23 protein-coding genes are annotated in these 21,301 nt (G+C 70.4%); 13 read left to right on the forward strand and 10 right to left on the reverse strand.

Features of this window, described 5'->3' with window-relative positions; translation table 11 throughout:
* Positions 1-89 precede the first annotated feature (89 nt).
* The gene (locus tag BMY74_RS07920; protein ID WP_143091484.1) at positions 90-452 is read right to left on the reverse strand and encodes a hypothetical protein; all 363 of its coding nucleotides are present in this window, start codon (positions 450-452) and stop codon (positions 90-92) included.
* 46 nt (positions 453-498) lie between these two features.
* Positions 499-1,272, reverse strand: coding sequence for a TetR/AcrR family transcriptional regulator (locus tag BMY74_RS07925; protein ID WP_089911888.1), 774 nt, complete (start codon positions 1,270-1,272; stop codon positions 499-501).
* A 94-nt stretch (positions 1,273-1,366) separates the two neighbouring features.
* Here BMY74_RS07925 and BMY74_RS07930 point away from each other — a divergent pair, with 94 nt between their 5' ends.
* Both BMY74_RS07930 and BMY74_RS07935 read left to right on the forward strand, forming a co-directional pair.
* On the forward strand, positions 1,367-3,625 hold the full coding sequence (locus tag BMY74_RS07930; protein ID WP_089911891.1) for an ATP-binding cassette domain-containing protein: 2,259 nt from the start codon (positions 1,367-1,369) through the stop codon (positions 3,623-3,625).
* A complete protein-coding gene (locus BMY74_RS07935; protein WP_218159552.1) occupies positions 3,622-4,404 on the forward strand; it encodes a siderophore-interacting protein in 783 nt (260 codons plus the stop codon). The genes BMY74_RS07930 and BMY74_RS07935 overlap by 4 nt, the downstream gene beginning before the upstream one ends.
* Here BMY74_RS07935 and BMY74_RS07940 read toward each other — a convergent pair.
* A complete protein-coding gene (locus BMY74_RS07940) occupies positions 4,394-5,350 on the reverse strand; it encodes an acetylserotonin O-methyltransferase (RefSeq protein ID WP_245785970.1) in 957 nt (318 codons plus the stop codon). The genes BMY74_RS07935 and BMY74_RS07940 overlap by 11 nt on opposite strands.
* Before the next feature lie 107 nt (positions 5,351-5,457).
* Here BMY74_RS07940 and BMY74_RS07945 point away from each other — a divergent pair, with 107 nt between their 5' ends.
* Positions 5,458-6,660, forward strand: a complete 1,203-nt coding sequence (locus BMY74_RS07945; protein WP_089911894.1) for an FAD-binding protein — start codon at positions 5,458-5,460, stop codon at positions 6,658-6,660.
* Here BMY74_RS07945 and BMY74_RS07950 read toward each other — a convergent pair.
* Positions 6,633-7,202, reverse strand: a complete 570-nt coding sequence (locus BMY74_RS07950) for an SRPBCC family protein (protein WP_089911897.1) — start codon at positions 7,200-7,202, stop codon at positions 6,633-6,635. The two genes, BMY74_RS07945 and BMY74_RS07950, sit on opposite strands and share 28 nt — an antisense overlap.
* Positions 7,195-7,701: a helix-turn-helix domain-containing protein gene (locus BMY74_RS07955; RefSeq protein ID WP_218159553.1), complete on the reverse strand. Its 507-nt coding sequence runs from the start codon at positions 7,699-7,701 to the stop codon at positions 7,195-7,197. The genes BMY74_RS07950 and BMY74_RS07955 overlap by 8 nt, the downstream gene beginning before the upstream one ends.
* A gap of 95 nt (positions 7,702-7,796) precedes the next feature.
* Here BMY74_RS07955 and BMY74_RS07960 point away from each other — a divergent pair, with 95 nt between their 5' ends.
* Positions 7,797-9,926 (forward strand): RICIN domain-containing protein, encoded by a 2,130-nt coding sequence (locus BMY74_RS07960; protein ID WP_245785971.1) that lies wholly within the window; start codon positions 7,797-7,799, stop codon positions 9,924-9,926.
* Positions 9,927-10,102: 176 nt separating this feature from the next.
* On the opposite strand, the gene BMY74_RS07965 is transcribed toward BMY74_RS07960, so the two are convergent.
* Entirely contained in the window at positions 10,103-10,429 is a 327-nt protein-coding gene (locus BMY74_RS07965) for a DUF6204 family protein (RefSeq protein WP_089911904.1), read from the reverse strand.
* A gap of 69 nt (positions 10,430-10,498) precedes the next feature.
* Here BMY74_RS07965 and BMY74_RS07970 point away from each other — a divergent pair, with 69 nt between their 5' ends.
* The gene (locus BMY74_RS07970) at positions 10,499-11,140 is read left to right on the forward strand and encodes a thiaminase II/PqqC family protein (RefSeq protein WP_089911907.1); all 642 of its coding nucleotides are present in this window, start codon (positions 10,499-10,501) and stop codon (positions 11,138-11,140) included.
* A gap of 38 nt (positions 11,141-11,178) precedes the next feature.
* Here BMY74_RS07970 and BMY74_RS07975 read toward each other — a convergent pair whose 3' ends face one another.
* Positions 11,179-12,672, reverse strand: coding sequence for a chitinase (locus BMY74_RS07975; protein ID WP_089912647.1), 1,494 nt, complete (start codon positions 12,670-12,672; stop codon positions 11,179-11,181).
* A gap of 100 nt (positions 12,673-12,772) precedes the next feature.
* Here BMY74_RS07975 and BMY74_RS07980 point away from each other — a divergent pair, with 100 nt between their 5' ends.
* Positions 12,773-13,537, forward strand: a complete 765-nt coding sequence (locus tag BMY74_RS07980) for an alpha/beta fold hydrolase (protein ID WP_089911910.1) — start codon at positions 12,773-12,775, stop codon at positions 13,535-13,537.
* Here BMY74_RS07980 and BMY74_RS07985 read toward each other — a convergent pair.
* The 3 genes from BMY74_RS07985 to BMY74_RS07995 are packed head-to-tail and all read right to left on the reverse strand — an operon-like array spanning position 13,527 to position 15,636.
* Complete coding sequence (locus BMY74_RS07985) at positions 13,527-14,357, reverse strand: oxygenase MpaB family protein (RefSeq protein ID WP_089911913.1); 831 nt, start codon at positions 14,355-14,357, stop codon at positions 13,527-13,529. The two genes, BMY74_RS07980 and BMY74_RS07985, sit on opposite strands and share 11 nt — an antisense overlap.
* Positions 14,358-14,414: 57 nt before the next feature.
* Entirely contained in the window at positions 14,415-15,230 is an 816-nt protein-coding gene (locus tag BMY74_RS46060) for an ankyrin repeat domain-containing protein (RefSeq protein WP_143091485.1), read from the reverse strand.
* A 19-nt stretch (positions 15,231-15,249) separates the two neighbouring features.
* Positions 15,250-15,636, reverse strand: a complete 387-nt coding sequence (locus BMY74_RS07995; RefSeq protein ID WP_089911916.1) for a hypothetical protein — start codon at positions 15,634-15,636, stop codon at positions 15,250-15,252.
* 30 nt (positions 15,637-15,666) lie between these two features.
* Between BMY74_RS07995 and BMY74_RS08000 the strand changes: the two genes are divergently transcribed.
* Genes BMY74_RS08000 through BMY74_RS08030 form a run of 7 tightly spaced genes read left to right on the forward strand, consistent with a single transcriptional unit; the run spans position 15,667 to position 21,282 of the window.
* Positions 15,667-16,212 carry a helix-turn-helix domain-containing protein gene (locus BMY74_RS08000; protein ID WP_089911918.1) on the forward strand — a complete coding sequence of 182 codons (546 nt, stop codon included), beginning with the start codon at positions 15,667-15,669 and terminating at the stop codon, positions 16,210-16,212.
* Positions 16,213-16,239: 27 nt separating this feature from the next.
* The gene (locus tag BMY74_RS08005) at positions 16,240-17,319 is read left to right on the forward strand and encodes an NAD(P)/FAD-dependent oxidoreductase (RefSeq protein ID WP_089912654.1); all 1,080 of its coding nucleotides are present in this window, start codon (positions 16,240-16,242) and stop codon (positions 17,317-17,319) included.
* Entirely contained in the window at positions 17,316-17,498 is a 183-nt protein-coding gene (locus tag BMY74_RS46810) for a 2Fe-2S iron-sulfur cluster-binding protein (protein WP_089911921.1), read from the forward strand. The genes BMY74_RS08005 and BMY74_RS46810 overlap by 4 nt, the downstream gene beginning before the upstream one ends.
* On the forward strand, positions 17,495-18,730 hold the full coding sequence (locus BMY74_RS08015) for an NAD(P)/FAD-dependent oxidoreductase (protein ID WP_089911925.1): 1,236 nt from the start codon (positions 17,495-17,497) through the stop codon (positions 18,728-18,730). The genes BMY74_RS46810 and BMY74_RS08015 overlap by 4 nt, the downstream gene beginning before the upstream one ends.
* A complete protein-coding gene (locus BMY74_RS08020) occupies positions 18,727-19,620 on the forward strand; it encodes a dihydrodipicolinate synthase family protein (RefSeq protein ID WP_089911928.1) in 894 nt (297 codons plus the stop codon). Before BMY74_RS08015 ends, BMY74_RS08020 begins: the two co-directional genes overlap by 4 nt.
* The gene (locus tag BMY74_RS08025) at positions 19,617-20,609 is read left to right on the forward strand and encodes a proline racemase family protein (protein WP_089911932.1); all 993 of its coding nucleotides are present in this window, start codon (positions 19,617-19,619) and stop codon (positions 20,607-20,609) included. The genes BMY74_RS08020 and BMY74_RS08025 overlap by 4 nt, the downstream gene beginning before the upstream one ends.
* Before the next feature lie 34 nt (positions 20,610-20,643).
* Positions 20,644-21,282: a VOC family protein gene (locus BMY74_RS08030; RefSeq protein ID WP_089911936.1), complete on the forward strand. Its 639-nt coding sequence runs from the start codon at positions 20,644-20,646 to the stop codon at positions 21,280-21,282.
* Positions 21,283-21,301 lie beyond the last annotated feature (19 nt).

The raw sequence follows: 21,301 nt of genomic DNA on the forward strand, positions 1-21,301 counted from the left end.
GGAGCCGGTCGGCGCGGCCAGCACCATCGCGAGGACGACGGCGGCCGCGGCCCTTCCGACCGGCACGTGCCGGCCTCGTGAGGGACCTGTCACGGTTGCACCACGGTGAAGTGGCCGGCGAACCCGGCGAACCGCTCCGCCAGCGGCCCGCTGCGCTCGTCCAGCGCACGCCACAGCTCACGGTGCCGGTCGACCGACCACCGGTCGTGCACGACCACCACAATGGCGCCCTGCTGTGCCAGCAGTGGTGCGGTGAGGTCGTTGCCGAACACCAACGGCCCGACGTCGACGAGCGTGCGGGGCGCGTGCACGACGGCGGCGAGGTCCCCGACCTCGTAGGCCATCGTCATGGTCGCCCGGCCGGGGCGGTCCTGCGAGGGGGCGGCCGCCGTGCTCGGCGCCGTCAGCATCAGGGCGCACGCCACTGCCACGAGGACTCTGCCGATTGCCATGGGCACGATCCCACCGAGCCCATGTGCGGTGAACGTCCGGACCATGTCACGGTTTTGCTACAGCGCCCTCGACACCGTCGAGGAGGACCTTCAACCCGCCGCGGAAGTTCTCCACGGCGTCGTTCTCCAGGTACGGCAGCTCCGGGTCGACCGGCTCCCGATCCTGCTCGAGGACGTGCAGCATGGGGAACTTCTTCTCGAGGTCCGGCTCGACCTCGATGAGCACAGCGGACCGCGCGTACCACCACTCCTCGTCGGCCTGCCCGGTCGCGCCGCCCGCCGCGCGGGCCTCGGCGACGGTCTGGGCGGCACCGCGCACGAAGTAGTTGATGGCGCCGACGATCCCGCGCAGCCTGCGGCCGGGCAGGCCGGTCGAGACGAGGATCGCGGCCAGCGCCTCGGTCACCGCGAACTCGTGCGGGCCGAGCACCGGACGCGCCTGCGACACCTGCAGCACCCACGGGTGGCGGCGGTAGCACTCCCACATGTCGTGCGCCCAGCGCGTGACCGCGGGCCGCCACCCCTCGCCCAGGTCGTAGGACGTCGGCACCTCGGCCATCGCGCGGTCGTACATCAGGTCGACCAGCTCGTTCTTGCCCGGCACGTACGTGTAGAGCGCCATGGCCGTGCGCCCGAGCCGCTCCCCCACCGCGCGCATCGAGAACGCCATGCCCTGCTCGTCGGCGACCTCGATGGCGGCGTCGACGATCGCGTCCACGCTCAGCCCCGGCTTCGGGCCGGGCCGCTTCTCGGCGGCCGACGCGCGCCAGAGCAGTTCGATGGAGCGACGTGGATCGCCCTGACCTGCGTAGACGACCACGGTTGCGACTCCTTACGCCGTAAAGTAACCTTGCGAACCCGTACTTTACGGCATAAAGAATCAGTTCTGAAATCAACTCAGTGGGGGAAGCAGCGTGAACGCTGTCGCTGACAGCCATGACTGGATCCAGGTCCGCGGGGCGAGGGAGAACAACCTCGCGGACGTGTCGCTCGACGTCCCCAAGCGCCGCCTGACCGTCTTCACCGGCGTGTCCGGCTCCGGCAAGTCCTCGCTGGTCTTCGGCACGATCGCGGCCGAGTCGCAGCGCATGATCAACGAGACCTACACCGCCTTCCTGCAGTCGTTCATGCCGTCGATCGGCCGCCCGGACGTGGACGCGCTGCACAACCTGAGCGCGGCGATCATCGTCGACCAGGAGCGCATGGGCGCGAACTCGCGCTCCACCGTCGGCACCGCCACCGACGCGCACACGATGCTGCGGATCGTGTTCAGCCGCCTGGGAGAACCGCACGTCGGCACGTCCGGCGCGTTCAGCTTCAACCTGCCCGAGGGCATGTGCCCGTCCTGCGAGGGCCTGGGCAAGGTCACGACCATCGACGTGGACGCCATCGTCGACAGGTCGAAGTCGTTGAACGACGGCGCGATCGACGCCCCGAACTACGCCGTCGGCAGCTGGTACTGGCAGGTCCTCGCGAACTCGGGCCTCTACCCCGCCGACCAGCCGATCAGCACCTTCACCGACGAGCAACTGCACGACTTCCTCCACAAGCCGACGACGAAGCTGAGCATCGGCGGCAGCAACATCACCTACGACGGCCTGATCACCAAGCTGCAGCGCACGGTCCTGTCCAAGGACCGCGAGTCGATGCAGCCGCACGTCCGCGCGTTCGTCGACCGCGCCGTCACGTTCACCACCTGCGGGGAGTGCAAGGGCGCCCGCATCAACCAGGCCGCGCTCGGCTCCAGGATCCGCGGCGTGAACATCGCCGACTGCTGCGCCATGCAGATCAGCGACCTCGCTCGGTTCGCGCACTCGATCGACGACCCGTCCGTCGCGCCGCTGCTGGCGACGCTGCGGGGCACGCTGGACTCGCTGGTGGAGATCGGTCTCGGTTACCTGTCGCTCGACCGCGAGTCCGCCACGCTGTCCGGCGGCGAGTCGCAGCGCGTGAAGATGGTGCGCCACCTGGGTTCCTCGCTCACCGACATCACCTACGTGTTCGACGAACCGACCGTCGGCCTGCACCCGCACGACATCCAGCGGATGAACGACCTCCTGCTCCGCCTGCGGGACAAGGGCAACACCGTCCTCGTCGTCGAGCACAAGCCGGAGACCATCGAGATCGCCGACCACGTCGTCGACCTCGGCCCCGGCGCGGGCGTGCACGGCGGGCACCTCTGCTACTCCGGTGACGTGGCGGGCCTGCGCGCGTCCGGCACGCTGACCGGCCGCCACCTCGACCACCGGGCCAAGCTGCGGCCGGTATTCCGCTCCCCCCGAGGCTTCCTGCCGATCAGCGGTGCCCGCACGAACAACCTCAAGGACGTCTCGGTCGACCTGCCGCTCGGCGTGCTGACCGTCGTCACCGGCGTCGCGGGCTCCGGCAAGTCGTCGCTGGTCCACGGCTCGTTGCGCGGCCGCGAGGACGTCGTGACGGTCGACCAGTCGCCGATCCGCGGCTCGCGCCGGTCCAACCCCGCCACCTACACCGGCCTGCTCGACTCGATCCGCACCGCCTTCGCCAAGGCCAACGGCGTGAAAGCCGCGTTGTTCAGCGCGAACTCCGAAGGCGCCTGCGAGAACTGCAAGGGCATCGGCCTCGTCTACACCGACCTCGCGATGATGGCCGGTGTCGCCACGGTGTGCGAGAAGTGCGAGGGCAAGCGCTTCACGCCCGAGGTGCTGCGCTACACGTTGCGGGGCAGGAACATCAGCGAGGTGCTCGGCATGTCCGTCGCCGACGCCCGCGACTTCTTCCCGTCCGGCCAGGCCCACGCGGTGCTCAGCCGCCTGCACGACGTCGGCCTGTCGTACCTCTCGCTCGGGCAGCCGCTCACCACGCTGTCCGGCGGGGAGCGGCAACGGCTGAAGCTCGCCATCCACATGGCGGAGAAGGCCTCCACCTACGTGCTGGACGAACCCACGTCCGGCCTGCACCTCGCCGACGTCGACCAGTTGCTCGGCCTGCTGGACCAGCTGATCGACGCCGGCAACACGGTCATCGTGATCGAGCACCACCTCGCCGTGATGGCGCACGCCGACTGGATCGTCGACATGGGCCCGGGAGCGGGCCACGACGGCGGCCGGGTCGTCTTCTCCGGCACCCCCGGCGACCTCGTGTCCACTTCGGACACCCTGACCGCCCGGCACCTGAAGGAGTACCTGTCGTGAGCCTGCTGACGGTGACCTCCGTCGAACCCCTCACCCCGCGCATGACCCGCGTGACGTTCACCGGTCCCGGCCTCGACGAGATCGGCACCTGGCCGGACCAGCAGCTCAAACTGCTGTTCCCCAGGCCCGGCGGGTCCGCGCACGTCTCGGACTCCCCCGACGTCGGCACCTGGTACCAGGCGTACACGGCCATGCCCGAGGACGAACGGCCGTGGATGCGCAGCTTCACCGTCCGATCACTCGCCGACGGCGTGCTGACCGTCGACTTCGTGCTGCACGGCGACAACGGCCCCGCGTCGAGCTGGGCCGCACGTGCCATGGAAGGCGACGTCCTCGGGAGGTTCGGCCCCTCCCCCGACTACGCGCGCCCGCTCGGCACCGCGGACCTGCTGGTGTTCGCGGGCGACGAGACGGCGCTGCCCGCGATCGCCTCCCTGCTGGAACTGCTCCCCGAGGGCCGGCGACGACTGGTGTTCGTCGAGGTCGCGGACCCGGCCGAGGAACAGGACGTCCCCGGCGTGCGCTGGGTGCACCGCAGTGCCGGGGAGGACCTGGTGTCGGCGGTGACCGCGGCGGACGTCGAGCTGTCGACGTGGGTGTGGCTCGGCGGTGAGGCCTCCGCGGTTCGCGCCCTGCGCAGGCACTTCGTCGGCGCCGGAGTGTCCAAGAAGGACATCGAGTTCACCGGCTACTGGCGGCGGGCCCTCACCCAGGACGACGCTCCCACCGCCGACGACCTCGCCGAGGCCCAGGAACGGATCGCCGCGCTCAGCGGGTGAACTCCAGCAGGCTGCGCCCGCTCACCGGGGTCACCGACTCCAGCGTGAGCCCGTGCCGCGCGGCCATCCGCTCGAGGTCGTGGAGTCCCCGGTCCCGCCCGCCGAAGTGCGCGAGCATGACGAGGTCGAACTCCGTGCTCTCCCCGAGGGACTCCACGACCAGCACCTTCGCGGCCTGCGCGGCGCACCGCGCCAGGATCTCGTGCGCCTTCTCGTCGTCCCAGTTGTGCAGGACGTCGACCAGCAGGTACGCGTCCCCGGCGGGCAACGGGTCGAAGAAGCTCCCGCCGGTCACCTCGGCCTCCAGCCCCAGTTCGCGGAACATCTCCGCCGCTCCCGCGACCGTGTCCGGCAGGTCGACCAGGTGGCCGCGCGTCCCGGGACTGGCCTGGAGGATCGCGGCGAGCGCGCGGCCGTTCCCGCCGCCGACGTCGACGAGCGTGCCGAACCGGGACCAGTCGGTCGCCGCCACCAACCGCGGGATCCAGGCGGCCATGCGGTGGTTCATCTGCCGGTCGAACGCGGCCCGCAGGTGCGGGTGACCGGCCAGGTCGGCCCAGAAGCCCTGGCCGTAGCGGACCTCGTAAGCGGACTCGCCGGTGCGGACGCTGTGCAGCAGGTCCGCGAACGACAGGTCGGCGCGGCCGGCGGGTGAGTCCTGGTGGAGGAAGCCGTGCAGGCCGTTGCCGGCGTCGGCGCGGAGGAGGGCGCCGAAGGTCGTGGTGCGGTAGCCCGCGTCTGTTCTCTCGGTCACGCCGAGGGCCGTCAGGTGGGCCAGCAGCAGGTCGAGAGCGACCGGATCGGCCTTCACCTCCGGTGCGATCTCGTCCGCGGTGGCGGCGCCGTCCGCCAGGCGGTCCGGCAGCCCCAGCGTCACCGCGACGCGCAGCGCCATGGGCGTGACCAGCCCGGACATCTCCCGAAGCCGCTGCACATCGGTGTTCACCGGATCCACCCTGCCACCTCGCGCAAGCCGATTTCGGTCAACACTGAAGCAATAGTCAGGAGAACTACCACACGACGATCACTGGCGTCGGCGCTTACCGTGTCCGTATGAGCACCAACTGGGCGGGCAACGTCACGTTCACCGCGGCCCAGGCCGTCACCCCGGCCTCCGCCGACGACCTGCGGGCGGTCGTGCGCGGTTCCTCGGCCGTGCACGTCGTCGGCTCGGGGCACTCGTTCAGCCCGATCGCCGACACGACCGGCACGCTGGTGTCGCTGGCGGCGATGCCCGAGGTCTTCGAGGTGTCCGGCCAGACGGTCCGGGTGAGCGCGGGCATGACCCTCGCGGACCTGTCCGTGCGCCTCGAAGCCGCCGGGCTCGCCCTGCACACGCTGCCGTCGCTGCCGCACATCACGGTGGCCGGCGCGGTCACCACGGCCACCCACGGCTCCGGGAAGCGGTCGCTGGCGGGTGCCGTGCGGTCCGTCGAGGTGCTGCGCGGGGACGGCTCGGTCGTCGAGCTGACCTCGCCCGGCGCGGTCGTGTCGATGGGCGGGCTGGGCGTCGTCACGACCGTGACGCTGGACGTGGTGCCGTCGTTCCAGGTCGCGCAGACGGTCTACGAGGACGTCGCGTGGACGACGTTGCTCGTGAAGCTGGAGCAGATCTTCGACGGCGCGTACAGCGTGAGCGCGTTCGTCGACTGGCAGGGCGGCGCGACGATCTGGGCGAAGCACCGCGTGGGCGACGAGGAGTTCGCCTTCCCCGGCCGTCCCGCGTCCGAGCCCGCGCACCCCGTGCCCGGTCAGCCCGCCTCGCGCTGCACGCTGCAGGGCGGCGTGCCCGGACCGTGGCACGAGCGCCTGCCGCACTTCCGCGCCGAGTTCACCCCGTCCGTGGGCGAGGAGCTGCAGACCGAGTACTTCGTGCCCCGCACCCGCGCGGTGACGGCGTTGCGCGCGCTGGCCGAGATGTCGACGGTGATCTCACCGCTGGTGCAGGCCTGCGAGATCCGCACGATCAACGGCGAACCGCAGTGGCTCAGCCCCGCCTACGACCGCGACAGCCTCGCGATCCACTTCACCTGGGTGCCGAACACCCCGGCCGTGCTGGACCTGCTGCCGCGCCTGGAGGAGGCCATCGCGCCGCGGCCGCACTGGGGCAAGCTCTTCACCGTGCCGCCGGCGCTGCTCGCGGCCCGCTACCCGCAGTGGGACGCCTTCGGGGCCCTGCTGCGCGAGCACGACCCGAAAGGCGTCTTCCGCAACGAGTTCCTGACCCGCTACTTCGGCTCGGCGGGCCCCTTCTGACGCAACGCCTCCAGCTCGTCGTCGGAGAACCCGTAGGTCGTCACCACGGTCATCTTCTCGCTCGTGACCACGAGACCGGGGCCGAACTCGTCGACCACGACACCGCGCTGGTTCGCCGACTCGAAGAACGGCCTGCCGGGCCCGCCGATCTCGACCTTCGACGGCCAGAACAGCGTGCGGCGCTTTTCGCCGGGGTGGAACTCGTGGGCGAACTTGAGCTGGTGCAGGAAGGTGATCCAGCCCTCGGTGATGTCGTCGTAGTAGTCGTCCCACTCGGGTGAGGTGCCCTTGGGAGCGCGGGTCAGCACGACCTTCGTCCCCTCGGGCACGGGCGTGAGCGCGAACGTGTCGTGGCCGTGGACGACCAGCGTGGTGCCGTCCTCCTCGGCGTTCTCGAAGTAGATCTGGTCGATCTCGGCGTCGAGCTCCGGGATGTCCCAGCCGTGCCAGTGGCGCAGCTTCTCCTTGTCCCGGAACGACTGCCACACCTCGTCGACCGGCGCGGCCACGGTGATCTCGATCCGGACGCCTTCGTCACCCATCTGCCACCCCGGGGTGTCCCATCGCGACCACCCGGTACGGGCGGCCTGACTCGGTGTCGTACTTCAACGCGATCTGCCGCACCGCTTCGGCCAGGTCGCTGGTGAACTCGTGGACGGCGCCGGGCGCGCCGAAGCGGACCGTCGCCTCCACCGTGAACGTGAGCAAGCGCTTTCCCGCCTCGGCCGCGGCACCGGACATCCGCTCGACCTCGCGGGCCGTGTCCTCCGCGACCGACACGAGGTGCGTGGCCGCGAACTGGTCCTGGACGTCGGCGGCGATCTCCCGGCCGGGCTTCGCGCGCAGCACCCGTTCGACGCACCCGCGCCGCTGCCGCTCCTCGACCAGCTCGACGAGTCCTGCCTGCTCCAGGGCCCGGACGTGGTAGTTGACGCGCTGGCGGGGCAGGTCGAGAGCCGCCGCGAGCTGCGTCGCCGAGGCGGGCGACTTCAGCAGCTCCAGCAGCGACAGGCGCAACGGCGACAGCTCCACGCCCAGCACGCTCTCATTTGACAAATTCATTTGTCAATACCGGAACGGGACCGGAAACAGTTAGGTTCGTTGACGGTTGCAACAAACCGCCCCACCCTGTGACCGTGAGAACCCCCCTGCTGGTGGCAGCGTTGGCAGCAGCGGCGATCGTTCCTGTGTGGACGGTCGCGGCCCAGGCCGACGTGGTGCCCGGAACCGCTTATCAAGTGACGAACGTCGGCAGCGGAAAGTGCGTGGAGTCGCTGGGAACGGCCAACGGCGCACAGCTCCGCCAACAAGGATGCTCGGGCCAGACCTGGAAGTTCACGCCCACGAGCGACGGCTACTTCACCGTCGGCGAGGGCCAGGTCTGGGACGTCTCGAACGTGTCCGCCGCGGACAACGCCGCGATCCACCTGTGGCAGAACTTCTCCGCGAACAACCAGCAGTGGCGACCCGAACAGGTGGGCACCGACACCTACCGGTTCGTGAGCCGCCACAGCGGCAAGTGCCTCGACGTGCCCGGCGCGTCCACGGGCGACGTGCAGCTGGTCCAGTACACCTGCAACGGGACCAACGCACAGCTCTTCCGCCTCACCGGCGGCACGCAGCAGCCGGGCCAGCCGGACTTCGGCCCGAACGTGCTCGTCTTCGACCCGTCGATGCCCGCCGCCACCATCCAGGCGCGGCTGAACGACGTCTTCCGCCAGCAGGAGACGGGCCAGTACGACGCCCGCCGGTACGCGATCATGTTCAAGCCCGGCAACTACAACGTCGACGTCAACATCGGCTTCTTCACCCAGGTCCTCGGCCTCGGCCTGCTGCCGGACGGCGTGACGATCAACGGCCAGGTGCACGTCGAGGCGGACTGGTTCCAGGGCAACGCGACGCACAACTTCTGGCGCGGCGCCGAGAACCTCGCGATCCGTCCCCCGTCGGGCACGAACACGTGGGCCGTCTCGCAGGCGTCCGCGATGCGCCGCACCAAGACCTACGGCAACATGCAGCTCGACGACAACGGCTGGTCCAGCGGCGGCTTCCTCGCGGACTCCGTGGTCACGGGCCAGGTGCGCTCCGGCTCGCAGCAGCAGTGGCTGTCGCGCAACACCGAGTGGGGCTCCTGGACCGGTGAGAACTGGAACATGGTCTTCGTGGGCGCCCGCAACGCACCGCAGACGTCGTTCCCCGAACCCCCGTACACGAACGTCGCGCAGACCCCGGTCGTCCGCGAGAAGCCGTTCCTGAACGTGGACAACGCGGGCAACTACAACGTCTTCGTCCCGTCGCTGCGCTCCAACACCAGCGGCACCACCTGGGCCGCCGGCAACCAGCAGGGCACGAACATCCCGCTGTCGCAGTTCTACATCGCGAAGCCGGGCACCTCGGCGGCCACGATGAACGCGCAACTGGCCGCGGGCAAGCACCTGCTCCTCACCCCGGGCATCCACCAGGTGACGGAACCGATCCGCGTGACGCGTCCCGACAGCGTCGTGATGGGCCTCGGCCTCGCCACGGTCATGCCCACCAACGGGAACATGGCACTGGACGTGGCCGATGTGGACGGTGTGAAGATCGCGGGCCTGCTCATCGACGCGGCCCCGACCAACTCCCCGCTCCTCGCCCAGATCGGCGCGCCGGGCAGCAACGCCAACCACGCGGCCAACCCGACGTCGCTGCACGACGTGTACGTCCGCATCGGCGGCTCGGCCGTGGGCAGGGCCACCACCTCGCTGGTCGTCAACAGCCACAACGTGATCGGCGACCACCTCTGGCTCTGGCGAGGAGACCACTCCTACGGCGTCGGCTGGGACGTCAACACAGCGGACACCGGCCTCATCGTCAACGGCAACAACGTGACGATGTACGGCCTCTTCGTGGAGCACTACCAGAAGTACCAGACCATCTGGAACGGCCAGGGCGGCCGGACGTACTTCTACCAGAACGAAATGCCGTACGAGGTGCCCAACCAGGCAGCCTGGATGAACGGCTCGACGCGCGGCTACGCGGCCTACAAGGTCTCGAACAACGTCACGACCCACGAGGCCTGGGGCCTGGGCAGCTACGCGTTCATGAACGCGAACCCGTCCGTGGTGGCCGACCGGGCGTTCGAGGTGCCGAACACCCCCGGCGTGAAGTTCCACAGCATGGTGACCGTGTCGTTGGGCGGCAAGGGAACCATCCAGCGGATCATCAACAACTCGGGTGGCACGGCGACGGCCGGGTCGACCGAGGCGTACCTGGCGAACTACCCGTGATGACGCGCTGACGCGTTGCGGGACAACGTGCCCCCGCTCCGGCCTTGAGGCCGGAGCGGGGGCACGCTTCTCCGTCCGCCACCGCAAGGCGACCACGCACGCGGTACCAACCGCGCCCGCCGTCACAAAGCGATCAACTCCGCTGGAACCGGCGCCGGCCACCAAGCCGACCCGTGTCAGCCCAGCCGCTTCGGCCGGTTGACCTTCATCTCGTCCATGTCGGTGACCTTCGCCTTCAAGCCGCGAAAGTCCACGCCCAACTCGTCGAGGGCCGAAGCCGCACGCCGCAACCCGGCCTCATCAGCCTTCTCCTCCGCCGTCAGGATCACCCGGTAGCTGAAGAAGTCGAGCTTCTCGTCGTACGTCAACGCCCCGTCCTCGCTGAACCCGGCGTCCCGCAGGAAGTCGAACCCCTCCAGCCGCTCCCTCAACGCCACGCGCTGCTCATCGGTCAACTCGGCGAAGCGCCCGCGGACGAGTACTCGATAGGTGTGTTCAGCCACGAGCGAAGATGCTCCCCGATCCCCCGCAACTCTGGCGAACGATTTCCCGCATGCGAAACAATCTCGACCATGAACGCAAAAGAGCTGGTCACGCGCATCCGGACGGAGCTGCACCCCGGTGACCACGACAACCTCGTGGTCAAGCTGATCGAAACCGGACAGGCCCCGCGCGCCGTGATCGCCACGTTCGCCGCGGAGGAGAACCACATCGTCTCGTCGGACTGGCGAACATTCCTGACACTCGCGGCGAAGGCGGAGGAGCCGAACGCCCGCGCCTTCTTCACCCTGCTGGCCGGCGGCGAGGAGCTCGTCCACCCCATGCTCCGGCCGCTGGCCGAGGCGGCGGGCATGTCCGCCAAGGACTTCGAGAACTACGAACCGTTCGCGGGCGCGCAGGCCTACCCGGCGTACCAGGCGTGGATGGCGCTCAACGGCGAGCCGACGGACGTGATCCTCGCGATCCTGGCGAACTTCACCGCGTGGGGCGGTTACTGCGCGCGGATGGCCAAGGGTCTGCGCGAGCACTACGGCTTCAGCGACGAGGCGTGCGCGTTCGTCGACTTCTTCGCCACGCCCGCGCCGCAGCTGGAAGAGCAGGCACTGGCCGCCGTCCAGGCCGCGCTCGACAGGGGCTGGCAGCCGAAGCACGCGTGGCGCTACGGCCGCCTGCTGCAGGCGTACGAACTGCAGTTCTGGTCCACGCTGGCCTGAAAAGACAGGGGCGGCACCGCGAAGTGCCGCCCCTCCGGCTACCGGGGCAGGTAGGCGCGGTGCGCCTTGGAGAACTCGTAGTTGTTGTACTTGTCCCAGTTGATCGACCACGTCATGAGCCCGCGCAGGTTCGGGTAGACGCCGCGAGGCTTGTAGCTGCCGCACCGCGTGCCCTTGGTGAGGCAGTCGAGCGCGATCTGCACGTCCGCGACCGAGGTGAACCCGTTGCCCGCGTACATCGCGGCCGGCAGGCCGAACGCGACCTGTTCCTGCTTCAGCGGTGCGAAGAACTTCGACGCGTCGCCGCGCACCGGGAACCCGGCGAGCAGCATGTCGGTCATGGCCACGTGGAAGTCCGCGCCGCCCATGTTGTGGTACTGGTTGTCCAGGCCCATCACGGGTCCGGAGTTGTAGTCCTGCACGTGCAGCAACGTCAGGTCGTTGCGCATGGCCTCGATCACCGGCAGGTACGCGCCGGTCCGCGAGTCGCCACCGCCCGCGCCGCCGTAGAACTGGTAGCCGACCTGCACGAAGAACGTCTCCGGCGCCATGGTGAGCACGAAGTTGGCCCCGTAGCGCGCCTTCAGCGAGCGCAGCGCCGAGATCAGGTTCACGACCACGGGCGTGGTCGGGTTCTTGAAGTCGGTGTCCCCGGCGTTGAGCGACAGCGAGTGGCCCTCGAAGTCGACGTCGAGGCCGTTCAGGCCGTACTTGTCGATGATCGCCGACGCCGAGCGCACGAACGCGTCGCGCGCGGCCGTCGTCTCCAGCCGGACCTGGCCGTTCTGGCCGCCGATGGAGATGTTGACCTTCTTGCCCTTCTGCTGCTGGGCGCGGATGCCGGCGATGAACTCGGCCTCGGACTCGACGTTCGGGCACTCCGCGACCGGGCACTGGGTGAACCGCAGCTCACCGCTCGTCGCACTGGTCGGCTCGGCGAACGACAGGTTGATGACGTCCCACTCGTCCGGCACGTCCTTCATGCGGATGTAGCCGGAACCGTTGGCGAAGCTCGCGTGCAGGTAGCCGACGAGCACCTTGCGCGGCAACTGTCCCGTGGGCGGCTGACCGGTCGTGGTGGTGGTCGTCGTCGTAGTGGTGGTGGTCGTGGTCGTCGAAGTGGTGGAGCTGGTCGTCGGTCCGGTGCCACCGGTGCACGCGGCGCCGTTGATCGTGCAGTTGGCCGGGTCGGCGGTGCCGGCGGCGTTGAAGCCGAACGACACGCTGGCGCCGGGCGCGATCGAGCCGTTGTACTCCCGGTTCACGAACGTGTTGTGGTTGCCGCTCTTGGTGAGCAGCGAGTCCCAGTAGGCACCGACGCTCGTCGAGGCCGGGTAGTCGAACTCGAGCTTCCAGGAGCTGATCGCCGCGCTGGTCTCGTTCTTGATCGTGACCGTCGCGGTGTAGCCGGTGCTCCAGGACTGCTTGGAGAACGTCGCCGTGACTCCGGCGGCGCTGGCAGGGGCGAGGCTCACGATCACGGTGCCGAGCACCAGTGCGGCCACCGCGGATATTCGAGCGAACAACAGCATGGGCTGCTCCATCCCTCACGCGTTGGCGGCCGGCAGGGGGGTCCTACCCCGAATTGGACTAGACCATCTATCGCGAAGTCAAGGTTCTAGACTTCCCGCCGTGCCCCACGCTCGTGCCGCCGACGGAACCAGGCTCTTCTACTCGGTCGAGGGCGCGGGTCCCCCGCTGCTGCTCATCGCGGGCCAGGCGAACTCGTCGCGCTGGTGGTCACAGGTCCGCCCGGACTTCTCCGCGCACTTCACGACGATCACCACCGACCACCGCGGCACCGGTTCCAGCGACAAGCCGGACGTCCCGTACAGCACCCGGATGTTCGCTGAGGACTGCGTCGCGGTCCTGGCCGACGCGGGCATCGACCGGGCCCACGTCTACGGCACGTCGATGGGCGGCCGCATCGCGCAGTGGATCGCCGCCTCACATCCCGGGCACGTCGACCGGCTGGTGCTGGGCTGCACCTCCCCCGGCGGGCCGCACGCGATCGAGCGCAGCGCCGAGGTGCGCAAGTCGCTGGCGCAGGTCGACGCGATGAAGGCGCGCAGGGCGTTGGAAGCGCTCATGTACACGCCGGCCTACAAAGGCCCGTACAACACGCTCGGCGACCCGCAAATGCCGCCTTACGCGCGCAAGCGACACCTCTTCGCGAGCGGCGAACACGACGCGTGGGACGTGCTGCCGTCCATCACCGCTCCCACCCTCGTGGTGCACGGCACGGACGACATCTTCAACCCCACGGCCAACGCGCCGCTGATCACATCGCGCATCCCGGGCGCACAAATGCACCTCATCGAGGGCGCACGACACGGCTACTTCGAGGAGTTCCGCGCCGAGGCGTCCCCTCTGGTCGTGGACTTCCTCAGCCCGTGACCCACCGAAGGCCGCGCATCAACGCGTGGCCCGCGAACCGCACGCTGGTGGCCTCGGAGATCGGCAGGTAGGGCAGCCGCAACGGCATCCGCGCCCACATCGGCAACGTGCCGACCGCCGTGGCGCTCAACACCGCGTACGGACCGCGCGCCAGCATCGGCAAGGGGGCCTTGACCAGCAGGAACCGCGCCGCCTCCCGCGCCTCGGACGTCCCCTTCAGCTCAGCCCGGTAGGACTGCAGCGTCGCGTCGAGCTCCGCTGTCGTGCGCGGCGGGTCCGGGATGCCCATGGCGTCCGCGATGACGGCCATGTCGGCGACGTACCCGTCGTAGTCGTCGAGCGGCTTCTCGCCGTAGCGCTGGTGGCACCGCAGGAAGCTGTCGACCTCGGCCACGTGCACCCACGCCAGCAGGTGCGGGTCGTCGGCCCGGTACGGCCGCCCGTCCGACGCGGTGCCGTGGATGTGCGTGTGGATGCGTGCGAGCCGTGCGATGGCCTCGTGCGCGTCGTCGGCCGTCCCGTACGTGGTGACGGCGAGGAACAGGCTCGTGCGCTGCAAACGGCCCCACGGATCACTCAGGTAGTCGGAGTGCTGCGCCACCGCCGCCATCGCCAACGGGTGCAACGACTGCAACAGCAACGCCCGCAGCCCGCCGATGAACATGGCGTGATCAGCGTGGACGTGCCGGATCGGCCGGTCGTCGGCGAACAGGCGGGGGCCGGGCGAGTCGTGGATCCGCTGGGCGTGTCTCTCCCGCTCCGGGCCCGCGACCTTCTCGAAGAGCCCCTCGCTCAGCTGCCGCCTCAGTGCCTCCAGCATCACTCCATGATGCGGGGGGGTCGCTGAGAACGGCAGCCCGTCGGGGCAGGGCGGCCTTCAGGCGGTCAGGTGGCCGGGGAGACGCACCCACAGGTCGGGTGCGGTGAACGCGCGGGCGTCCGTCGGCCGCAGGCCCGCGAACGCGAGGCAGTACGCCACGGGTTCGCCCTGGTAGAGGTGTGCCAGCAGCACGTCCGCCGCCGTGTCCTCCAGGTCGGCACCGGCGCCGGTGGCCAGGTCCGACGCCTCGCACTCGCCGTCGCGGTGGATCTCGCCGTGGTTGCCGCCCTTGGGGTTCGCGAACATGCCGAACCCGACGGTGCCCACCGAGAGCCGTTCGAGCACATGTGTGGCCGCAAAGCCCTTGGGCTGCATCACCACGCAGCCGCCGGGAACGGTCGTCACGCCGACCACGGCCTGGTCCGCGTCCCACGTCCAGACCTGCTCGGTCACCTCGACGGGTTCCGCCTCCAGCCTGTGCACGGCCGTCTCCGCGTCGATCCCCGCGACACAGGCCAGGCTGTGGCCGTCGTCGCGGGGAACGCCGCCGAGAGCCGCCACGAGCCGGTCGCGTTCCGCGATGGCGGCGCGTTCCTCGGGCGTGAGGACCTCGTCGGTCGGCAACGGGTGTTCGGTGGCGAGGCTGAGCCGCGCCGGCGACCAGCCGTACATCATGGATCGCGCCGGGTCCGCGCCCGCGGCGAGGAGGACCTCGACGTTGCCGAACCGGCTCGCGTGCACCGCCCGCCACAAAGCCGTGCGCCCCTCGTCCAGCGCGTCGACGTCGTCGACCTCGGCGATCAGCGCCGCGACCTCTTCCGGCGACTTGAACTCCGCGGCCCAGTGCAGCTCTTCGAGCGTGTGTTCCCCCATGCCTGGAGGCTAGCGGTGATCAGCCGAGGGCCTCGACGACCTTGGTGACCATCGTGCGTTCCGCGGCGGCCACCTCGCCGTCCGCGCCCGCGACCGAGCGGCACATCTCCGTCACGGCGGCCCGGAAGATCGCGACGTCGCGCGGCTCGTGGGCGTTGATGATCGCCACCGAGTCGCGCAGCGCGGCGAGGACGCCGGACTCCACATCGGACGTCGAGCCCTTCGGCAGCGAGGGCGGGGCGGCGGAGACGACGGCGCGCAGGTCGTCCGAGAGCAGGGTGATGGCCCTGATGCCGGCGTGGCTCTCCTCGTCGACCGCGCCGGGGTCCGCAGTGGACACCAGCACCATGGCACCGAAAACGGCCGTGCGGAGGGTCTGCCCCTCCGCCTCCGTGTACGCAGTCATGGGCGCAAGCCTATGCAACGATCGGTGGCTATGAGTGCGGGTCAGGTGCTTGGCGCCAACATCAGGACGTTTCGCGAGCAACGCGGGCTGTCGCTGTCGGAGCTCGCGCGGCGGTCGTCCATCGCCAAGGGCACGCTGTCCCAGCTGGAGAGCGGCACGGGCAACCCGACGATCGAGACGGTGTTCAGTTTGTCGAACGCTCTGGACGTGCCGGTGTCGGAACTGGTCACCGAGCGGACGCCGCCGGACGTGGTGCTGGTGCGGGCCCGCGACGTCGAGGTGCTCAGCAGCGCCGCCGTCGACCTGCGGCTGATGCGCCGGATGGACATCGGGGACACCGTGCTGGAGATCTACGACCAGCGGGTGCGGCCGGGAGCCGTCCAGACCAGCGAAGGTCACCCCGGCAGGGAGCACGTGCTGGTCACCAGCGGCTCGCTGCGCGTGGGACCGGTGGAGAAGCCCTACGAACTCGGACCGGGCGACTACGTGTGCTTCCCCGGCTCGACGCCGCACCTCTACGAGACGCTCGGCGATGAGGTCAGCTCGGTACTGGTGCTCGAGTACCCGAAGCACTAACGTTCATTCTAATGAACGGAGGTGGTGATGAACCCGGACGTCGTGGTCCTGGGCGCGGGCATCATCGGGGCCGCGTGCGCCCAGGCGCTGAGGGCGCGAGGCCTCGAGGTCGTCGTCGTCGACCGCCACGGACCGGCGTCGGGCACCAGCGCGGCCGGTGAGGGCAACGTCCTCGTCAGCGACAAGGAGCCCGGCCCGGAGCTCGGCCTCGCCCTCGCGAGCCGCGCACTCTGGCCGGAACTGGCGCACGACGCCGAATGGGAGGAGAAGGGCGGCCTCGTCGTCGCCACCACCCCCGAGGCCGCGGCACCGCTGCGGGCCTTCGCCGCCGCCCAGCGCACGGCGGGAGTCGACGCCTGCGAGATCGGCCCGTCGGACGCGCTCACCCACGAGCCGCACCTCAACCCGGAGATCACCGCCGCCGTCCACTACCTCCAGGACGCCCAGCTCAACCCGGTCAAGGCAACCCGAACCCTGTTGCGCGGCATCGAGGTCCGGCGCGCCGAGGTGTCCACAACGGACGGACGCAGCGTCACCACGTCCGGCGGCGTGATCAGCTGCGGCGCGGTCGTCAACGCCACCGGCCCGTGGGCGCGCCACTTCGGCGTCAACGTGCTCCCCCGCCGCGGCGTGGTGCTCGTGACCACCCCGATCCCCGGCAGGATCCGGCACAAGGTCTACGACGCGGACTACGTCGGCGCGGTCGCGAGCGGCGACGCCGACCTCCAGACGTCGGGCGTGGTCGAGTCGACGCAGGCGGGCACCGTGCTGATCGGGTCGAGCCGTCAGCGCAAGGGCTTCGACGAGGCCATCGAGAGCCGTGTGCTGAAAGCGCTGGCGCAGCGGGCGATCGCGATGTTCCCGATGCTGGCGGACGTGCCGGTGATGCGCGCGTACGGCGGCTTCCGCCCGTACGCCCCGGACCACCTGCCGATCATCGGCGAGGACCCGCGCACCCCGGGCCTGTGGCACGCCACCGGCCACGAGGGAGCGGGCGTCGGTCTGGCCCCGGCCACCGGACACCTGCTCGCCGACCTGCTCACGGGTGCGACCCCCCTGGTGGACCCGCACCCGTTCCGCGTCGACCGGCCGGAGGTGATGGTGTGAAGGTGACGTTCAACGGCCACCGGCGCGAGGTGGCGCACGTGGCGGAGTTGTTGCCCGGCAGGTACTTCTGCGGCATCGGCGTGTGCTTCGGGTGCGTCGCGGAGATCAACGGCGTGCCCGAGGTCCGCGCGTGCCGCCACGCGCTGCGCGACGGCGACGTGATCAGGACGACGCCATGAGGGTCGTGGTGGTGGGCGCGGGTCCCGCCGGGATGGCGGCCGCCCGGACCGCGGCGGACGCGGGGGCCGAGGTCGTGGTGGTGGACTCGGAGCCGGACGCGGGTGGGCAGTACCTGCGGGGGCGGGCGAGGTTCGCGCACCCCGGGGTGGCGCACTGGAAGAACACCGAGGTGTGGATGGTGGAGGGCGGCACGCTGCACCTCCGGACGACCGGGGCGGGGCAGGGCGACAGCGGCACCTCCACCCCGCCGATCCCGCGCGTCCTCACCTTCGACTCGCTGGTCATCGCCACCGGCGCCTACGACCGTCCGCTGCCCTTCCCCGGCTGGGACGGCCCCGGCGTCATCACCGCGGGCGCCGCCCAGGCCCTCGCCAAGCAGGGCGTCACCCTCGCCGAACGGGTCGTCGTCACCGGCACCGGCCCGTTCCTGCTCCCGGTCGCCACCGCCCTGCAGGACCTCGGCGCCACCCTCGTCGGCGTCTACGAGGCCTCCTCCCCCACCCGCTGGCTGCGCGAGGCGAGAGCGATCACCGCCAACCGCCACAAGATCCGCGAGCTCGCGACCTACCGCAGGGTCCTCCCCCGCCTGGAGACCCGCACCGCCGTCGTCGCCAAGCACGGCGACCGCGTGACGGTCGCGAAGCTCGACAGCCAGTGGCGTCCGGTCAGCCACCGCACCGTGCACGCGGACCTGGTCTGCGTCGGCTACGGCTTCCTGCCCCGCACCGACCTCCTGCCGGACGCCGCGCGCACCGACGGCTTCTACGTCGTCGACGACCACCAGCGCACCTCGGTCGAGAACGTCTACGCCGCCGGCGAGGTCACCGGCATCGGTGGCGCGGACCTGGCCGAGGCCGAGGGAGTCGTCGCCGGAGCGGCCGCGGCGGGCCTACAACCGCCCGCGACAGCGCTGGAGGCGGTCAGGAGGGGCCGGCTCTTCGGGCAGGCCTTGGCCAGGGCGCACGCCGTCGAGCCCGGCTGGCGGTCGTGGCTGCGGCCGGACACCACGGTGTGCCGGTGCGAGAAGGTCCGGCTCGAAGACCTGACGAGCGCGAGCACCATGCGCGAACTCAAGCTCACCAGCCGTGTCGCGATGGGGCGGTGCCAGGGCCGGATCTGCGCCCGCAACGCCGCCGAGCTGACCGGTGTCCCGTTCGACGGCCAGCGCCGCGTGATCGCGGTCCCTATCCCCCTGGGCGAACTCGCCGAACTCCCCGAGGAGCAGCCATGACCGAACGTCTCGACGGCGTCATCGTCGCCACCGCACTCCCGTACGCCGAGGACCCGTCGGCACCGGCAGGCCTCAGGCCCGACCTGGACAAGTTCGCCGAGCACTGCCGGTGGGTCGTCGAGAACGGCTGCCGCGGCGTCGGGCCCAACGGGTCGCTGGGCGAGTACTCGTCGCTGACCGACGCGGAACGCCGTGAGGTCGCGCGGACCGCCATCGCGGCCGTGAAGGGCAAGGGCATCGCGGTCATCGGCGTGCACGGCGTGGGCGCGCACCAGGCGCGGCACTGGGCCGAGGTGGCGGCCGAGGACGGGGCGGACGGCGTGCTGTGCCTGCCGCCCACGATGTACCGGGCCAACCGCGGCGAGGTCGTGCACCACTTCCGCGAGGTCGCGAAGGCCGGGCTGCCGATCATGGTCTACAACAACCCGATCGACACCAAGGTCGACCTCACGCCCGACCTGCTGGCCGAGCTCGGCCAGATCGAGAACGTCGTGGCGGTCAAGGAGTTCTCCGGCGACGTGCGGCGGGTGCTGGAGATCAGGGCCGCGGCCCCGCACCTCACGGTCGTGGCGGGTGCGGACGACGTCGTGCTGGAGAGCCTGCTGATGGGCGCGACGGGCTGGTTCGCGGGCTACCCCAACGTGTTCCCGGCGGAGAGCGTCGAGCTGTTCACCTTGGCGCTGGCGGGCGAGCTCGACGAGGCGCGCGCCCTGTACGAGAAGCTCGTGCCGGCGTTCCGGTGGGACTCGCGCACCGAGTTCGTGCAGGCCATCAAGCGCTCCATGGACTACGTCGGGCGCTACGGCGGCCCGTGCCGTCCCCCGCGCGGACCGTTGAGCGCCGAGCAGCTCGCGCAGGTCGACGCGGACATGAAGCTGGCGACGTCATGAGGTTCGCCAAGTACTTCAGCGCGGTCGACTCCCACACCGAGGGCATGCCGACGCGCGTCATCACGGGCGGGGTCGGCGTGATCCCCGGCGAGACCATGGCCGAGAAGCGGCTCAACTTCATCAAGAACCACGACCACATCCGCAGGTTCCTGGTGAACGAGCCGCGCGGCCACGCGGCGATGAGCGGTGCGATCCTGCAGCCGCCGACCCGCCAGGACGCGGACTGGGGCGTGCTGTTCATCGAGGTCTCGGGCCTGCTGCCGATGTGCGGGCACGGCACGATGGGCGTCGCCACGGTGCTGGTCGAGACCGGCATGGTCGAGGTCACCGAGCCCGTCACGACGGTGCGGCTGGACACCCCGGCCGGGCTCGTGCTCGCCGACTACGACACCCGCACGAAGCTCGTGACGATCCGCAACGTCCCGGCGTACGCGCACGAGCTCGACGCGACGGTCACCGTGCCCGGACTCGGCGAGATCCGCTACGACATGGCCTACGGCGGCAACTTCTACGCGATCGTGCCGCTCGCAGACCTCGGGATCCCGTTCGACCGCGAGGAGAAGGACAGGATCCTGCGGGCCGGTCTGTCCATCATGGACACGATCAACGCGGCGAACCGCCCGGTGCACCCGGTGGACGCGGCGATCGGCGGCTGCAAGCACGTCCAGTTCACCGCACCCGGCCAGGACGGCGCCCACTCGCGCAACGCGATGGCGATCCACCCCGGCTGGTTCGACCGGTCTCCGTGCGGCACGGGCACGTGCGCGCGGATGGCCCAGCTGCACGCCCGCGGTGAGCTCGGCCTCGGCGAGGACTACGTGAACGAGTCGTTCATCGGCACGCGGTTCATCGGCCGCCTGCTGGAGGAGGTCCCGCTCGGCGACCGCACCGCCGTGGTGCCGACGGTGGCCGGCCGCGCGTGGATCACGGGCATGGGCCAGTACCTCCTGGACGAGACCGACCCGTTCCCGGAGGGGTTCGTCCTGTAGCCGCGCGGGTAGCTCTCCGTCGGAGGTGGGCCCGATGATCACCACTGACTACGTTCCGGGTGCCCCGGCCTGGATCGGCCTGGGCACCTCGGACGAGGCCAAGGCCGCGGAGTTCTACAGCGGTGTGCTCGGCTGGGAGTACCAGCCGCTCGACACGCCCGGTACCGGCGTGTTCACCCACGCCGGCCGGACGGTCGCCGGGCACGTGACGTCGCAGTCGAGCTCGTGGACCGCCCACTTCGCGGGCAGCGGCCCCGAGGTGCTGCTGACCGATCCGCACGGCGTGGAGTTCGGGGTGTGGCACGGGCCTGCCGGGCTCGGCGCGGTGTCGGTGCCGGGCTCGCTCACGTGGCTCGAGCTGCACTCCCCCGCTCCGAGCGCGTCGGCGTCGTTCTACCGCTCGCTCTTCGAGTGGGAGATCCAGCTGATCCCGGGTGCGCCCGGCCAGTTCCTGCGGCCCGCCGGCACGGGCGAGGGCAGCCTGTTCGGCGCGATCGTCGCGGACGCGCAGGCGTTCTGGCTGCCGTACTTCGAGGTGGCCGACGTCGACCGGGCCGCCTCCTCCGCGCCGGTGCTGCTCGCGCCGCACGACCTCGACGGCGTGGGCCGGATCGCGGTCCTCGTGGACCCGTTCGGGGCGAGGTTCGGCGTCATGTGTTCCGTTACCTCATAAAGCTCCCCAAATCGGGACG

It is taken from the genome of Lentzea albida, from assembly GCF_900111005.1.
In the GTDB taxonomy this organism is placed as follows: domain Bacteria; phylum Actinomycetota; class Actinomycetes; order Mycobacteriales; family Pseudonocardiaceae; genus Lentzea; species Lentzea albida.

What these genes read in the sequence shown, in the direction of transcription:
- BMY74_RS07920 (WP_143091484.1), bottom strand. Translation starts at nt 452, where the DNA reads ATGGCAATCGGCAGAGTCCTCGTGGCAGTGGCGTGCGCCCTGATGCTG.
- BMY74_RS07945 (WP_089911894.1), top strand. Translation starts at nt 5,458, where the DNA reads ATGAGCACCAACTGGGCGGGCAACGTCACGTTCACCGCGGCCCAGGCC.
- BMY74_RS07950 (WP_089911897.1), bottom strand. Translation starts at nt 7,202, where the DNA reads ATGGGTGACGAAGGCGTCCGGATCGAGATCACCGTGGCCGCGCCGGTC.
- BMY74_RS07970 (WP_089911907.1), top strand. Translation starts at nt 10,499, where the DNA reads ATGAACGCAAAAGAGCTGGTCACGCGCATCCGGACGGAGCTGCACCCC.
- BMY74_RS07975 (WP_089912647.1), bottom strand. Translation starts at nt 12,672, where the DNA reads ATGCTGTTGTTCGCTCGAATATCCGCGGTGGCCGCACTGGTGCTCGGC.
- BMY74_RS07985 (WP_089911913.1), bottom strand. Translation starts at nt 14,357, where the DNA reads ATGCTGGAGGCACTGAGGCGGCAGCTGAGCGAGGGGCTCTTCGAGAAG.
- BMY74_RS46060 (WP_143091485.1), bottom strand. Translation starts at nt 15,230, where the DNA reads ATGGGGGAACACACGCTCGAAGAGCTGCACTGGGCCGCGGAGTTCAAG.
- BMY74_RS07995 (WP_089911916.1), bottom strand. Translation starts at nt 15,636, where the DNA reads ATGACTGCGTACACGGAGGCGGAGGGGCAGACCCTCCGCACGGCCGTT.
- BMY74_RS08000 (WP_089911918.1), top strand. Translation starts at nt 15,667, where the DNA reads ATGAGTGCGGGTCAGGTGCTTGGCGCCAACATCAGGACGTTTCGCGAG.
- BMY74_RS08005 (WP_089912654.1), top strand. Translation starts at nt 16,240, where the DNA reads ATGAACCCGGACGTCGTGGTCCTGGGCGCGGGCATCATCGGGGCCGCG.
- BMY74_RS08015 (WP_089911925.1), top strand. Translation starts at nt 17,495, where the DNA reads ATGAGGGTCGTGGTGGTGGGCGCGGGTCCCGCCGGGATGGCGGCCGCC.
- BMY74_RS08020 (WP_089911928.1), top strand. Translation starts at nt 18,727, where the DNA reads ATGACCGAACGTCTCGACGGCGTCATCGTCGCCACCGCACTCCCGTAC.
- BMY74_RS08025 (WP_089911932.1), top strand. Translation starts at nt 19,617, where the DNA reads ATGAGGTTCGCCAAGTACTTCAGCGCGGTCGACTCCCACACCGAGGGC.
- BMY74_RS08030 (WP_089911936.1), top strand. Translation starts at nt 20,644, where the DNA reads ATGATCACCACTGACTACGTTCCGGGTGCCCCGGCCTGGATCGGCCTG.